Here is a 14,088-nt window from a genome sequence, read left to right on the forward strand (position 1 = left end):
CTGTCACCCCGTCCCGGCGTCCCGGTCGCCATGTCTGCGCTAGGCCGGTAACGGTTCGTGGCGGCGTACGAGGCGAGTCATCGGAAGTCCTCCGACAGGTCGGGGTGGGTCTCGTAAGTCGGTGAGGTGGGCCGTCCTCCCGTCCGTGTGCCGGGTATGTGGCGCGCCCAGCCGTGGGTTTGCAGGACGCGTAGGACCGGTTCGAGGTCGGCGACTTTGCGGGCGCGGTTCTTGAGCGGGCCGCGCATGAGGTCGCGGGCGGTGAACCGGGTGGTCTCGGTGCGGCGTGCCCAGTCCAGAACGGTGCGGGCATGGTTGACGGCAGGGTCGGCGCCGATGGCGTCATAGGCCGCTTGGGCGTGCGCGGTGAAGTACTCGCCGAGCTGGCAGGCTTCCCGGAACGTGGCGAGGTCGATCGGGCGCCCGTATCCGTCGCGCAAGTGCTTCGCCAGGTGAAGTAGGGCGGCGATGCGGACAACGGCGCCGACCAGCTTGCCGCCCCAATCAGTCATGTGGGCAAGGTCGCCGCTACCGGGGCGAAAACGGGGTTCGGTGGCCTCCAACAGGTCGATGACGGCCTCTTGAGCTTCGCTCGTGAACGTCAGGGCGACGGGCGTGCCGTCAGGGTCGCCGAACCTGCGCAACGACAGGACGAGATCGGTAAGCGTCCGCTCGTAGGCGTGGGCGGCGTGCGCGGGGATGGGGGCGGGCCGGGCGTTGCGGTGGCCGAGCATGGATTCCGGCATGGTGATCAGCAGGCGTCCGAGCAAGCCCTGTTCGCGGAATTCGGGGGTGTCGCCGAGCCCGGCCAGCACGCCGGGTTGGAGGCATACACCGATGGTCAGGGCAGCGGCGTCGATGCGCTCGGACGGGCGGCCCATGCGCTCGATGCGCATTTCCTCGCCGGCGTGCCCGGACAGGAAGACGCCGATGTCCGGGGAGCCGGAGTAGCGGCCTCCGGCGATCGAGAACAGCTTGCCGCCCTCGGGCGCCATGACGGCGTATCGGCCGTTCTGTTCGGCCAGTCGTGAGGTGACCTTCTCAACGGTCGAGTCGTTCCCGCCGAACAGCGCGGGCTCGGCGGGGACTGTGGCGTTGTCGAGAGCCATGCGCGCGGCGGACGCGTCGGCGCGCCGGTCGAGACTGTCCGGGTGGTCGGTGGCGGCCTTCTCCGACCGCTCGGCCTCGGCCTCGGCGACCTTGCGGGCAATGGTCGCCTCGGCGATGAGCGGCGCGGCCAGGTCGGTCAAGATGCCCTCGGCGGCCCGGATGGGGCCGGTCATGGCCTTGTAGACCTCGGACTTCCGGTTGCCGGGCGGCAGCACCATGACCAGGAACAGGTTCACCGGCTCGGACCAGGCCCCGGCGCTCACCGTCACGTTGCCGGCGGCGGCCACGGCGAGCGCGGCCAGGGCGAGACACCCGGCCAGATCTACCGGTGTCTGGGTGACGTCGGCGACGCCGGCGGCGTACTCTGCGGCCCAGTCCGGCAGGCACCAAATGGGGAACGTCGGCAGGTCGGGTGCGGTCGAGAGCGGCGTTGGGTCGGGCCAGCCGCGCCGGTCGGCGCCGGTCACGGCGGCGACCTCGGCGGCCACTTGCGCCCGCAGCTCGGCGGCGTCGCCCTCGGCGACGGTGGCGAGCTGGACGAGTCGAGTACCGGTCTCGGCGACGGTGCGGGCGTATGCCAGGTCCCGAACCATGTGGGCCCAGTAGACGGCGTTCGCCGCGGTCGGGACACGGCTGATCAGCGTGTGGAGGTACGGGCCACCGCCGAGCTTGGCCAACTGGCGGGCGCCGATGTGCGCACCGACCGAGAGCGGGTCGGCGGGCGCGCCACGGTCGGCCAGCTCGCACACCGCGTCCCAGATCTGAGCGTGCGCGGGCCGGTAGAAGTCGGTGCCGTCCAGCAGTGGCCGGACCTCGGCGAGCGCGACGGGCGAGAGCATGACGGCGCCGAGGACGCATTGCTCGGCTTCGATGCTGTGCGGCGTCGCGTCAAGGTCAGCGCCAGCGGGCGCGCTGTCTACCACGCGCAACGATGCGGGCTTGGTCATGCGGCGTCCTCGGTGAAGATGATCAGGCCCTCGGGGGTCAGGACGAACTCGTGTCCGTGCTCGCAGAGCCACAGGTCGCCCGGGGTCTCGGGTGCGAGCGCGGCCCAGCAGGTGACGACGGTGCGGCAGTGCGGGCAGTCGGGGCCGTCCAGCACGGGCCAGTGGGTGACGGGGATGAACCAGTCGGTGGGGCAGGTGCGGCAGCGCCACACGTTGACCTCGTCGCCCTCGGCGAACGTGGCGGGGCCGATCCATGCCACGTCGGCGGAGCGGCGGCAGGTGGGGCAGTCGGGGGCGGCCAGCACGGGCCATTGCTCGACGGGCGGGAACGGGACTTGGTTCGGTGTCATCATGGAGTGACCTCCTTCTAGGGGCCCTGGCGGTTCCGTGATCGGTTGGAGGTGCGGCCCTCGGCGGCGTGCTTGGTGGCTTGTGCGCCGAGGGCCGCTTTGCCTCCTGATGCGGGCGGTGTTGCACCTGGCGTTGCGGGCGGGCGGGGGTTTGGGGGTTGGTTGCCTGCTCGGCGGGGGTGCAACGCGGGTGTTGCGGCCCTGTTTTGCAGGGGTGTTGCACCTCCCGCGTTGCACCCGTTGCACCATGATCAACTTCGCGTGTCGCGCTGCCTGCGCGCAGCCGTGCGGGTGCGCGTGCGCGCGGATCAGGCGGCGTCGGAGACGGCGAGCAGCAGGTGGCGTTGGGCCTCGTCGTCGTAGCCGAGCACGCCCTGTTCGCGTAGGCGGCGGATCTGGTTCTGTGCCCACTGGCGGGACAGGCCGGCGCCGGTCCACACCTCGGACAGGTCGGCGGTGGTGAAGTCCTCGCGGCCTTCTTCGGCCCATGCGGCGATGCGGTCCCGTAGCGCCTGGCGCGCCTCGGCGGCGGTCATGGTCGGTTCGGGCCGGGTGAATTCCCATTCCTCGTCGTCGGGGTCGTCCTCGATGGGGTCGTCGATGTCGGCGGTCATGGTCGGGTCGGGGTCCTCGGTGGTCAGGTCGTCGGCAGCCGACCAACCTCCGTCCGCGTCCTCCTCGGCGTCGTCCGTGGGGCCGGGCTCGCCGACCGGACGGGCGCCCGTGGCAACGGTGGCGTGGGCGGTGATAGCGGCGGTGAACTCGTCCACGGACTTGCTCCCGGCGGGCCACTGGGCCGCGTGGGCGGCTATGGCGGCGGTGTCCGGCTTCCCGCTGGCGTCGAGCCATGCGAAGGTGCGCAGCGGCATCGCGATGCGCTCGATGGGGATACCGGGCGCGTCGAGGTAAGCCATGCCGGGCTGAGAGGACCCCCACAGTTCCGGGCGGGCCCCGGCGTCTTCCTGGGCTTCGGAGAGGCCGAACGCGGCGTCATGGGAGTTGGCGACGCCAAAGCACATGTTCGCCAGCTGGCCGCGGGCGATGGTGGGCATCTGCGTCCAGTCCGACCGCTGCAAGCTCATGACGATGGTTCCGCCGGCGGACCGGACGGCCTTGAGCAGCCGGAGGAAGGTCTCCATGCCCTTGTCGCCGAGGGCGTCGCCGATGTCGGGGAACTCCTCCAGCCACAGCACCCAGTAGGCCAGCCCGCACCCGGGCTCCCAGTTGACGTATCCGCGCGCCGAGAGCCAGTCGGTACGGGGCTTGAGCTGCGCTTCGACGTCGTTGATCAGGGAGCGCACGCCTTGCTTGGTGGTCTCGAAGCGGTGCAGGGCGGGGCGGAGCGGGCCGAGGGTCTGCTCTCCCTTGGTGATGTCGGCGGCGAACACGGCCACGTCATGCCGGGTGATGATCTCGGCGAGGTAGTCCCACGCTCCGCCGATGGACTTGCCGGATCCGGTCTTGCCCATGAACTGGCGGTGGCTGCCGGGGATGGTGTCGGCGACGTCGTCGCCGTCCTGCCACACCCCAGGGCGGACCGGTTCGGCGATGGACGCGCCGGGCCGGGACGGTCCTGGCCACGGGATCGGGGCGCGCATGATGCGCGGGTCGGACAGGGTGACTTTGGCGCGGTCGGCGCGGTCGGTGTCGGCGGCCACCGACAGAGTGCCGGGCGGCAGGCCCATGGCGCCCTCGATGTGCTCGGTCTTCTTCTGCACGTCGCCCACGGTCTTCTGCCCGGCGGGCAGCGCCATGGCGGCCTCGATCTTGCGTTCACCGGCCTTGACGGTGGCCATACGCGCCCCGTCCAGGCCGGTGCTTTCCTTGCCCTGGTCGAACAGGAACGCCAGCGGATCGGTGACACCCGACAGGCCGACCTTGGCCCGGATCACGGTCCGGATGTTCCACCCAGTGCAGACGGTCACGCCACCGGCCAGGAAGAACCAGGTCACCACCGGTTGGCCGATCCCGGCGACCGAGCATGAGGTGACCCACATCCCGGTCGCGAACGTGGTCACGGTGGCCGAGCCGCGGCCGAGCATGCCGCGAGTATGGGAGACCAGCCACGTCACTCCCGACAGGACCCCCGTCCCGAGAGTGAGGCCGATAGCCGACCATGCGGCGCCGGGGCCGGTGCCCCAAAGGGTGTGGGCAGCGTGCCCGATCCCGGCGACGACCGGCCAGACCAGCCACGGCGGCGCGAGCGTGGCGAGCTTGGAGGCTTGGGCGGCCTTGAACCGGTCCCACGAGGCGTCGTCCACGGTGGCCAGGTGCGTGCTCTTGAGCGTGTTCTTGGCAGGCATCAGGCCTCGTCCTTGAAGTCGAACTTGGGCTTGCGCTTGGGCGGGTTGAGGATGTCGGCGAACTCGGTGCGGAACTGGTTGTGGAACTTCACCGCTTCCACCGCGGCGCCCTTGGCGTGCTCGGACGCGCGCCGCAGCCGGTTGCGCACCCGGCGGGCGCGCATCTTGACGTCCACCCCGAACAGGGCCGGGTGCCCCTTCTGGGAAGCCACCAGGGCGCCGTAGACCTCGTCGGCGGCCATCTCGAACTCCATGGACAGGTCCCGGCAGATCGACCGGGACGCCTGGCTGTAGGCGGTGATCGACTTGGCCCCGGTGAACTCGATGTTCGAGAGCTCCGGAATGCGCTTGTTGCCGCTCACTGGCGGCCCTCCTTCACGGGCTCGGCGTGCGATTCGGTGTCGGGGTCGGCGGTGTCCTCGATGACCTCGGCGTCGATGGCGCCGGCGCGTCCGGCGCGGTACTCGTCGGCGATCAGGTGGCCCAGACGGGTCGCCGAGGCCGGGGGCGAGCCGAGGGCGGCCGAGACGAGTGCGGCCACGGCACCGGCCAGCAGCCGGGCCACGGCCCACAGGCCGCGCAGGACGGCGTACAGGGCGGCCAGCGTGGCGCCGGTCCGGGCGCGGTTCGGGCGGGGCGGGTAGTCCAGCGTCATCGCCGCGGCCTCCACGTCGGCAGGGGCCGCAGGTGCGGCAGCCGCTTGACGGCCACCAGCACCCCAAGAGCGAACGCGAACACCAGCACCCCGGCGGCCGCCGCGGTTCCGGTCGGCAGTTGCGCCAGATGCAGGGCGAACAGGTACACCGCGCCACCGGTCGAACCGGCCAGCATGAACCGGTCAGCGAACGCCAGCCGGTAGCCCGGACGCGTCCGGCGGGTACGGGCGCCGGTCCTGCCGCTGTGGGGGCGAGTCGTGCGAGTGCGGGTCGTCATGACAGAACCTCCTTGGTCAGGTGGTGGGAACGGCGCCCGGCTGGCCGTCGTGGACGGCGCGCAGCTCTTGGTAGCGGCCGGAGACCCAGCCGACAGACCAGCCGCACCGCTCGGCGGCGTTGCGGACCGACAGGCCAGCCTCGAAGGCCGCGGTCACGACCTGGCGGGCTTCGGCCTCGGGCAGCTTGTCGGAGACCGGACCGGCCGCCAGCAACGCGCGGCGTTCACGCTCGGCGCGCTCGGCGCGCTGCCGCTCGGCCTCACGGCGGGCGTGTTCACGCTCGCGTTCACGCCGCTCGGCTTCCATCTCGGCCTGCTGACGTTCGCGCTCGGCGCGCTCACGTTCTTGCGCGGCGCGTTCACGCGCGGCCTGCCGTTCACGCTCGGCGGCTCGGGTGCGCTCGCGCTCCTCACGCTCCAGCCGCTCGCGGCGTTCGGTCTCCTGCCGCGCCATGGCCGCCTCGTGCTCGCGTTGCTCACGGATCAGCCGCGCCTGATACTCGCGTTCCTCGCGGGCCTGCTGCCGCTCGGCCTCGGCCCGCTCGGCGGCGGCCCGCTCGCGGGCGGCCAGCGCGGCGCGCTGCCGGGCCTGCTCGGCCGTCAGGGCGGCGGTGATAGCCCGGCGGTAGGCAAGCCCGGTCTCGGCCGTCACGATCAACAGGAGCGGCGCCACGGCATGCACCGCCACCCCGACCTTGTCTTTCTCCAGCGCCGAGTCGGCAACGTTGAGGGACAAGGTCATGGCGCCGGTCATCCACCGCAGCACGGTCGGCCATCGGCCGCCATGGTGGCCCAGACGGGCAAGCACCGAATCCAGCCGAACCACGATCACCACGGCGGCGTCCACCACCAGCGGCAGAATGGGCGCCGTCCAGTCCCACCGGTCCGCAGTGTGCCGCGCCATCAGCGGAGTGACCGTCAGGACCGAGTACAGCATCGCGCCGAACACGATCAACCATGTGCCGACCGCCAGCGCCCGCTCGGCTGAACGGATCTGAGCACTGTTCATCGGACCGTTCACCGAGCCCACCGGACCGGCGTCCCCCGTGAACACTCCAGTGTCCTGCGGTGAACGCTTCCCGGTGGCCTCGGTCCGGGTGTTCACGGGCGAGGTACTCCTCGGCGCCGTGAACGTTTCCGCCGTGCCGAGAGACGCACGGGTGTCGTCGAGCATGGTCATCTCCGACGCCTCCCGTCCTCGGGGTCGGCGGGGAGGCGGAGGCCGAGGGGCGACAGTGCGGCGTGCGCGAACCGAAGCGCGTCGTCAAGGTCGCTAGCCACATGGGCGCATGTGGCCAGCGCCTCAAGGGCCTGATCCACCGCGGCGTCGGTGTCGTCGGCGAACAGGCCGTGCGAAACGGTGATCTCCTGCGTGGTGTCGAGGTCGGCGAGCCGATCGGCGAGCTGGCCGAAGAGCTGGCCCATACCGGCGGTCGCGGCCTGCAGGCGGCCGATGACGTCGTAGGAGGTGGACGGATACGGCATGCCGTCCGGCGCGTTCTGCGCGAACGTGGCGTAGTTGAGCACCCGCACCGCTTCCGCGATCGCGGAGGCGACACGGAGCGTGTACTCACTGGAGTGACCCTTGGCCGGGTTCGGCTCCAAGGTGATCGGGTCCATCAGGCGACCTCGTCGAGGTCGAGGGCGAACAGCGCGGCCAGCTCCGTGGCGGTGAAGCCCGCCCACACGCCGCGCTCCGGTCGGATTCGCACCGCCAGCTCGAAGCAGGCACCGCGCAGCGGGCAGGACTCGCAGACCTCGGCGGCCACGAGCTCACGCGCCGCACGCTCCTCCGGCGACTCCTGGCCGTCGGGACCGATGTGCAAGTCGGGGTCGAAATGGCACTGTGCGCCCTCGATCGGCTCGCCGCGCAGGTCGATGGCGGACAGCGCCGAAACGGCGGTCAGGGGTCGGGACACGGGGCAGCTCCTTGACTCGGTGATCGGTTGGAAGCGCGGTCCCGGTGGCGTGCTTGGTGGCGTGTGCACCGGGACCGGCTTCGAGTGGCGGACGGGCACTTGCTCAGCCCAGGGCGTTGGCGAAGCGGGACACGGCGTCGAAGAAGCCGGTCACGAAGCCCGCGGCCTTCTCGGGGTTCTGGAAGACGAAGACCGCCAGAACCAGCGCGCTGACCCACTGGCCGACCTTGCTCGACTTGTCCGGGAACATCCGACGCCTCCTCAGCGTTGTAACGCCAAACGTTTGACGTTTGCTCAACTCCGATTGTGGCCACGCGCCGCCGGATGTCAAGTAACGCCAGTCGTTTGGCGTATGCAGTAGGGTCCAGTTAGGTAGCCCTAAGCGGGCAAGGAAGGGGCAGGTCAATGCAGCAGTCGGAGCGCCACGGGTTCCGCGACATCGCCGCGAAAATTCGTCAGGAGATCATGGACGGGCGGTACCCCACCGGGTCCGTCCTGCCGGCCGAGCCGGAGCTCGCCGACCGGTACGGGGCTTCCCGTAGCTTGGTGAACAGGGCAATGCAGGTACTCGCGGCCGAGGGTCTCGTCCGGCCTCGGCAGGGACGGGGAACGATGGTCACCTGGCTTCCGCCGATGCTCCACTCGCCGGCGCGCTACGACCGGGCGACCCGCGAGAACAACGGCGCCCGCGGCGCGTTCGACGCCGAGGTTCGCGCCCGTGGGCTGGAGCCACAGCACGAGATCACCACCGAACGCGCCGAGCCGCCGGCGGCCGTCGCCGAGGCGCTCGGCCTGCCGACCGGTGAAGTGAACTGCCTCGTCCGGCATCGGCGACTGCTTGCCAGCGGCATTCCCGTTCGGCTCAACGCCAGTTGGTTCCCGCTCGACATCGCCGAGGGGACCGTCCTGGAGGAGAACGGGCCGGTCATTGTCGGCGGCGTCAAGAGCGCGCTTGCCGAACTCGGCTACGCGCAGACCAGGGCACGGGAGCAGATCATCCCGAGCCGTCTGCCCACCGAGGCCGAGGCGCGCGCGCTGGAGATCAGCCCGGAGCGCACGGTTGTTGAGATCACGCATGTCGGCATGACGGCCGAGGGCCGCGCCGTCGAGGTCACGGTCTCGGTCGCGCCCGCCCACTACGTGACGGCTCAGTACGAGTTCCCGCTTGCCTGACAACCGGAGAGACGACACCCGATGATCACGCGCCTAGTCGAAGACCACGCCCAGGCCCTTGCCGGCAAGGGCGAGCTTCCCGCGTTCGTCTACGACCTCGCCGCGCTGCGTGAGCACGCGGCCGAGGTCAAGGCCGCGCTCTCGGCGCCCGGGGCGCCGGAGATCTTCTATGCCGCAAAGGCCAACCCGGACGCGCCGATCCTGCAAGCTCTCGCCCCGTACGTCGATGGCATCGAGGTCGCGTCCGGCGGTGAGCTGGCGCACGTCCGTGAGGCCCTGCCGGACGCGCGGTTGGCATTCGGCGGCCCCGGCAAGACCGACGACGAACTAAGGCTTGCCCTCGACCTCGGCGTCGAGCGCATCCACGTCGAAAGCCCCTACGAGCTGTCCCGTCTGGCCGACATCGCTCGGACGTCCGGCCGTGAGGTCGATGTCCTGCTACGGGTTAACCTCGCCGGCGACCGCGGCGGCGTCGCGCTCGCCATGAGCGGCCCGTTCGGCATGGACCCGGACCTGATCGAGTCGTGCACCGGCATCCTGGAGAACTCTCCGCAGGTGCGCCTACGCGGCATTCACGCGCACTTGGCGTCTGGCCTGGACGCGTCCGCCATGGTCGCCCAGTCCGCCGAGATCCTCGCGTGGGGCCGCGCATGGCTCGACAGGGTCGGCCACACCGGACCGCGTGAGTTCAACCTCGGTGGCGGCATGGCCGTCGACTACTCCACGCCCGAGACCCGATTCGACTGGAAGCAGTACGGCGCCGACGTCGCCGCGCTCGCCGAGTCGGGCGAAACGCTGCGCATCGAACCGGGCCGCTCCATCAGCGTCTATGCCGGGTGGTACCTCACCGAGGTCCTGGACGTGAAGAAGGCACACGGCCAGTGGTACGCCGTCCTACGCGGCGGCACCATGCACATCCGCACACCCGTGACCAAGCAACACAACCACCCGCACGACGTCCTCACCCGCAACGGCGACGGCCCCGCGGTCGCCGGCGAACCTGTGACCCTCGTCGGCCAGCTCTGCACCCCAAAGGACGTCTTCGCCCGCGACGTCCCCACAGACCGCATCGCCGTAGGCGACCTAGTCGCCTTCTCCATGTCCGGCGCCTACGCCTGGAACATCTCCCACCACGACTTCCTCATGCACCCCAAACCAACTTTTCATTACGTAGACGCCTGACCAGGCCCCAAAGAGGTCCCAGTCATGTCTGACTGGGACCTCTTTCTATTACGAGCCAGAATCGCCCTCCCGGTTCTTATGGTGCTCGTATTCGTCATATGGCCCACTTGTGAGTCGATTCGAAATTGCTCGCTGCAAGCCATACTCCGCAGCGACCATGGCGCTGTAAGCTTTTTCGTTGTCCCCAAAGGCGTCGTTCCATTTCCCCAAAGCCGAAAGGTACTCTTGGCCAGCGACAACAACCGAGTTTGCGCCCGATCGATACATGCCAAGCCTAATTGCTCGGATATAGTCAAGCAAGTCCGCATAATATTGCTCTCGATTGTCTACCATCATTTTACTTTTTTCAAAAAACTCGCGACTGGCATCAAGTTGAACTTTATTGACATTGACGCAATTAGCCACCAGCTCGTTGATTTGACCTCGAAAATCCTCCTCTGATAATTCTGCCCTTCGCGAGGCGAGTTCATTTACTTTATCTATCGCGACATGAACCTCTTCCATCTGCGCCCGTAGATTCTTAAATGGGTACCCTTGCAGATACCTCTCTGCATCATCTGTCTTGCGTCGAAGCCTCTCCACTTGTGTTCGGGAAGAAAGATCACTGATCTTCTCCTGCAGGTCAAGGAGAGCCGTCCGGTGAATCTCAAAATTCTGCGCCCTAAACTGTTCCTTTCTCGCCTCCTTTTCTCGTCTAGAAACCCTGCGATCGGTCAGAGATTGCCCGATCATGGTAAGTGCAGCCCCCAGGCCGAGAGTGGCGATCGGAAGTAGCGTCGTTGCCAGGGTGCTCATAGAAACCTCACCAGCACTCGCGAGCCGATAAAGAGGCACCTGGCGTGCTACAGCATCGCTCTCCCATAAATGCTGTAGCAGCAGTGCCGAAAGATTAAAGTTCCTCGCCTGCGTGACTGCGCTCTAGCGCTCTTACAGCGCTTCCCCTAACTTGAGCTGACGGATGACTACTCAGCTCGATCAGAACTTCATTGGTATGCTCATTCTGGGTTGACAGATGCTCCAAAGTGGCGGCAATACTCGCAGGGACCACCACACCCGGATCGCGCAGGCAGAATCTTAGCCCATCAATAGCTAGGGAATTTCCTCGTTCAGTAGCAACTATATCGGCCAATTGCGCTGCAGCTGCTCCTCGGACTGCTGGATGGGGATCTAGGAGTAGGGAGACGAGCAGGCCGACGTCTTCGGAACTTCCGCGGCGACCAGCAATTCGGGCAGCCCAACGGCGCCGGTCTTTATCACCAGCTAGAAGGGTGAGGAGGCGATGGGCCGTCGCGTGGTCATCAAGCGCCCCGAGTGCCCACGCAAGTTCAGTAGCTGCTCCAGTAGAGTCCCGGGAACCACCCATCAACGAGAAGTGCGCAGGAGATTGCTGATCAGCAACGGCGGTCGCGATTGAAATAAGGCGTTGCCGCACATCACTAGAGAGATGATCCACCGAAGCTGTTAGCACTCGCAAGGCGCCGCGCTTGTGATCGCCGACCACCATTGGATCTTCCAGGAGCCGGAAAAGCGGCTCCCAGTCGGCTACACCAGGGTGCCATATGTTTAGTACGGCGAGCGTCCGACCGTGGTCAGCTCCACCAAAACCGAACTGTCCACTATGAGCTTCTCTGATCTGCTGATCAACGAGGGATACCCGGCCTGCAATCAGGCTAGCGGCCACCTCCGCCGACAACTCCTGGGCGCGCCCCAGAGCGGAGAGTGCCTCCGAAGACCCGTCGCATGCTTCTTGAACCAATCGGTCCTTCACGGAGGAATCATATTTCGACATCAAGCCGAGCAAGGGAAAGCGTAGGGACCAGTGATGATCTTCCGCACGTCCACCAATAGCGGCTACCACCTCAGGGGTCCATATGGAGGCAGGCAAGGCGTCCACAACTCGCGTCCACGATGTGGCTACCGCTTGATCCTCTTGAGCTTCGAGTGTCGCCAGATGATCCACTACAAGACGTTGCGCCGTCGAGGATGACGCCGGAATTACGGAAGCGATCGTGTCGAGCAGGCGCGTCGTCAGATCATACGAAGGAGTGGTGCGGGCGCCAAAGGCAGAAGGATCCTTGAATGTACGCAAAAGCCAACGGAGTGCACTTTCTGCAGTCTCGGCATCCAGCAGATCACCTCCATACTGCAGCAACGTTAGATTGGTTCGCCCGGTCGTTCGAGTTGATATTTCAAGGTCCAAATCGGCAGCAGTTTCGGTGATTGCCGCCGCAGGACCATCGCCTCTTATGCGTTTTATAGCAAGCTTCAAATTCTCTTGATCGCCAGCTAGCCGCAACGACCCGAGTAGCTGTGAGATCACGTCAACATCTGCATCCCGGGTGAGCCGAACAAGGCTGGCCCTGCTCCGAATGCTGGCGAGGTGACGCCAATCGCCATTATCCCCGAGATGGCTCGCAGTGAGAGATGCTGCGGCCAGCTGGTTATTTACCTTTTCTTCGCCGCCCAAAATTATGGAACTATCATGGGACCAATTTTTGTAGGTGCGATTGGCCAGCGCCACTAGTCCTCGTGATACCGTCTGTGTGCGCCACCAAGCGACGGCATTGTCCATTCCAGTGATCAGGCCAGCTAGGTCTTCATCGCCCCAAGCTGCTGTATCAAAGAGCAGAGTCGCAGCTACTCCAGCAATAGCGGTCGCTGTGACGTCTTGAGCATGTGTCTGTCTGATCTGTTGAACGTCATACGCAACTCGCCGCGCTTCTTGCACTCGTCCAATCTCGACGCATGCACGAGCGAATTGGACCGCCAGCCAAGCGTTATCCACTGGCTCGGCGTCATCACGGGCTCGCACCGCCTCCAGCAAAGAAAGGGCATCATCAGCCTGTCCCTCTTCGAGCAACCCCGACGCGACAACCACGGTCGTCGCGACGAGAGCCGCAGAGGTTGGGGCATCGTCAATCATCAGACGCAGCTCATCGAGATTACCTGTTATGAGTCTATTACCGAATACGCCCGCGAAACGCCAAGACCAATCCGAGGAACTAACTGCATCCTCAAGCGTTGGCACCTCATCGAAAGTCTTGGCGAACTCCTGGAACTCACGAAGTCGAGCTTGGGCCAACAGGGCAACTGCCTGCTCCGGCTTCAAGGGCCGACTGCGGCCGGTATTGGGATGGGGGGCGACCAGACGTGGGGCCACCAACGCATGACGCAGTAGATCACGAGGCGCCAGAGACGCCGCGCCAGTCCACGCACTTCCTTCCCAAGTCTGCAGCGGCCTGAGAGTCGCCGCTACCTCTAGCAAAGAATTGCGATGCTCATCGTCCAATGTCTGGTGTATCGGAATGAGAACCTTTGCACCTTTGCCAGTGGACTGGACGACGTCTTCTCTAATGTGTTCCCAGTAAGAGGTACGTGTATCCAGATCATGTAGAACAACTAGGTGAGGCAGTCCGTGACGCAGCCAAGAGTCGATGTGCTCACGATCATCATCGCGAAACCACCACCCAAGCAGCTTCCCGTCTGAGTCGAAAGCTGGTTCTCGGAACCAGCTTTCTCCACTCTTTACCTGAACCCCTACAACCAAGCCTAGATCAAAGAGTCGCTCATCTCTCGCCATTGCGAAGAGGTCGGTCCCGAGATCGCTATCCGGGTTGGTGGCTACACCCCAGCCAAGTTCTTCGAAAACCCCTTTTACATGGCTTTCTCCAGCGTTGCCGATCTGCTGTCGCCGACTGCCTCGCATGAGAGGTATTTAACAACATCGACTGTCAGTTTGCGACAGGCTTCGCAGAGATGGTCTGGAGCCTGCGTGGGCTCTGCAGGTATAGGGCTCACACAGGGACTTACTGGTGACGTTGCCACTACACGTTCGTTCGAGGCTGGCCGCGCCCCTCGACGGTCGCAGCGACGAGGCCGCCCTAACCAAGCCGGCCCTGTGCAGAGGTTGAGGTCTGGTCGTCAGGCAGCGATGCCGTGACCAGGCGAGGCAGGTTGTAGTGATCGAGGGCCGACCGGTAGGCCAGCGCGGCAATGACCGCTGTGAGCCGCCCAACCGAACTAAGGTGCCTAGAACGCTTCTCAGGGCGCACCGCGTTCCATCTGCGTCCGGGGAGCAGTAAATCGGACGCATCCTCCCAGGTGGGGAGCTTCTTCAGTGCCGGTCTCCGGAGCCGTGTGCGCAGGTTCGAATCCTGCAGGGGGCACCACA

At 66.4% G+C, this 14,088-nt stretch carries 14 protein-coding genes and 1 pseudogene; 2 read left to right on the forward strand and 13 right to left on the reverse strand.

Annotated features, from left to right (window positions below):
• Window positions 1–77: 77 nt before the first annotated feature.
• From BKA00_RS21555 to BKA00_RS21600, 10 genes are all read right to left on the reverse strand, one after another.
• Window positions 78–2,057, reverse strand: a complete 1,980-nt coding sequence (locus BKA00_RS21555; protein ID WP_185027679.1) for a DUF3987 domain-containing protein — start codon at window positions 2,055–2,057, stop codon at window positions 78–80.
• On the reverse strand, window positions 2,054–2,410 hold the full coding sequence (locus BKA00_RS21560) for a hypothetical protein (RefSeq protein WP_185027681.1): 357 nt from the start codon (window positions 2,408–2,410) through the stop codon (window positions 2,054–2,056). Before BKA00_RS21560 ends, BKA00_RS21555 begins: the two co-directional genes overlap by 4 nt.
• Window positions 2,411–2,715: 305 nt before the next feature.
• Window positions 2,716–4,710 carry a hypothetical protein gene (locus BKA00_RS21565; protein ID WP_185027683.1) on the reverse strand — a complete coding sequence of 665 codons (1,995 nt, stop codon included), beginning with the start codon at window positions 4,708–4,710 and terminating at the stop codon, window positions 2,716–2,718.
• Complete coding sequence (locus BKA00_RS21570; RefSeq protein ID WP_185027685.1) at window positions 4,710–5,072, reverse strand: hypothetical protein; 363 nt, start codon at window positions 5,070–5,072, stop codon at window positions 4,710–4,712. The genes BKA00_RS21565 and BKA00_RS21570 overlap by 1 nt, the downstream gene beginning before the upstream one ends.
• Window positions 5,069–5,365 carry a hypothetical protein gene (locus BKA00_RS21575; protein WP_185027687.1) on the reverse strand — a complete coding sequence of 99 codons (297 nt, stop codon included), beginning with the start codon at window positions 5,363–5,365 and terminating at the stop codon, window positions 5,069–5,071. The genes BKA00_RS21570 and BKA00_RS21575 overlap by 4 nt, the downstream gene beginning before the upstream one ends.
• The gene (locus tag BKA00_RS21580; protein ID WP_185027689.1) at window positions 5,362–5,643 is read right to left on the reverse strand and encodes a hypothetical protein; all 282 of its coding nucleotides are present in this window, start codon (window positions 5,641–5,643) and stop codon (window positions 5,362–5,364) included. Before BKA00_RS21580 ends, BKA00_RS21575 begins: the two co-directional genes overlap by 4 nt.
• Window positions 5,644–5,659: 16 nt before the next feature.
• Window positions 5,660–6,823: a hypothetical protein gene (locus tag BKA00_RS21585; protein WP_221493250.1), complete on the reverse strand. Its 1,164-nt coding sequence runs from the start codon at window positions 6,821–6,823 to the stop codon at window positions 5,660–5,662.
• The gene (locus tag BKA00_RS21590) at window positions 6,820–7,263 is read right to left on the reverse strand and encodes a hypothetical protein (RefSeq protein ID WP_185027691.1); all 444 of its coding nucleotides are present in this window, start codon (window positions 7,261–7,263) and stop codon (window positions 6,820–6,822) included. Before BKA00_RS21590 ends, BKA00_RS21585 begins: the two co-directional genes overlap by 4 nt.
• The gene (locus BKA00_RS21595; RefSeq protein ID WP_185027693.1) at window positions 7,263–7,562 is read right to left on the reverse strand and encodes a WhiB family transcriptional regulator; all 300 of its coding nucleotides are present in this window, start codon (window positions 7,560–7,562) and stop codon (window positions 7,263–7,265) included. The genes BKA00_RS21590 and BKA00_RS21595 overlap by 1 nt, the downstream gene beginning before the upstream one ends.
• A gap of 103 nt (window positions 7,563–7,665) precedes the next feature.
• Window positions 7,666–7,812: a hypothetical protein gene (locus tag BKA00_RS21600; protein ID WP_185027695.1), complete on the reverse strand. Its 147-nt coding sequence runs from the start codon at window positions 7,810–7,812 to the stop codon at window positions 7,666–7,668.
• A 155-nt stretch (window positions 7,813–7,967) separates the two neighbouring features.
• On the opposite strand from BKA00_RS21600, the gene BKA00_RS21605 reads away from it, so the two are divergent.
• Both BKA00_RS21605 and BKA00_RS21610 read left to right on the forward strand, forming a co-directional pair.
• A complete protein-coding gene (locus BKA00_RS21605; RefSeq protein ID WP_185027697.1) occupies window positions 7,968–8,735 on the forward strand; it encodes a GntR family transcriptional regulator in 768 nt (255 codons plus the stop codon).
• A gap of 21 nt (window positions 8,736–8,756) precedes the next feature.
• The gene (locus BKA00_RS21610) at window positions 8,757–9,917 is read left to right on the forward strand and encodes a type III PLP-dependent enzyme (RefSeq protein WP_185027699.1); all 1,161 of its coding nucleotides are present in this window, start codon (window positions 8,757–8,759) and stop codon (window positions 9,915–9,917) included.
• A gap of 48 nt (window positions 9,918–9,965) precedes the next feature.
• Here the strand turns inward: BKA00_RS21610 and BKA00_RS21615 are convergent, their stop codons facing one another.
• From BKA00_RS21615 to BKA00_RS40865, 3 genes and pseudogenes are all read right to left on the reverse strand, one after another.
• The gene (locus BKA00_RS21615) at window positions 9,966–10,712 is read right to left on the reverse strand and encodes a hypothetical protein (protein ID WP_185027701.1); all 747 of its coding nucleotides are present in this window, start codon (window positions 10,710–10,712) and stop codon (window positions 9,966–9,968) included.
• 94 nt (window positions 10,713–10,806) lie between these two features.
• Window positions 10,807–13,077 carry a tetratricopeptide repeat protein gene (locus BKA00_RS21620; protein ID WP_230298647.1) on the reverse strand — a complete coding sequence of 757 codons (2,271 nt, stop codon included), beginning with the start codon at window positions 13,075–13,077 and terminating at the stop codon, window positions 10,807–10,809.
• A 105-nt stretch (window positions 13,078–13,182) separates the two neighbouring features.
• Window positions 13,183–13,623: pseudogene (locus tag BKA00_RS40865) on the reverse strand (DUF4365 domain-containing protein); the annotation flags it as partial.
• Window positions 13,624–14,088 lie beyond the last annotated feature (465 nt).

The organism is Actinomadura coerulea (assembly GCF_014208105.1).
GTDB lineage: Bacteria > Actinomycetota > Actinomycetes > Streptosporangiales > Streptosporangiaceae > Spirillospora > Spirillospora coerulea.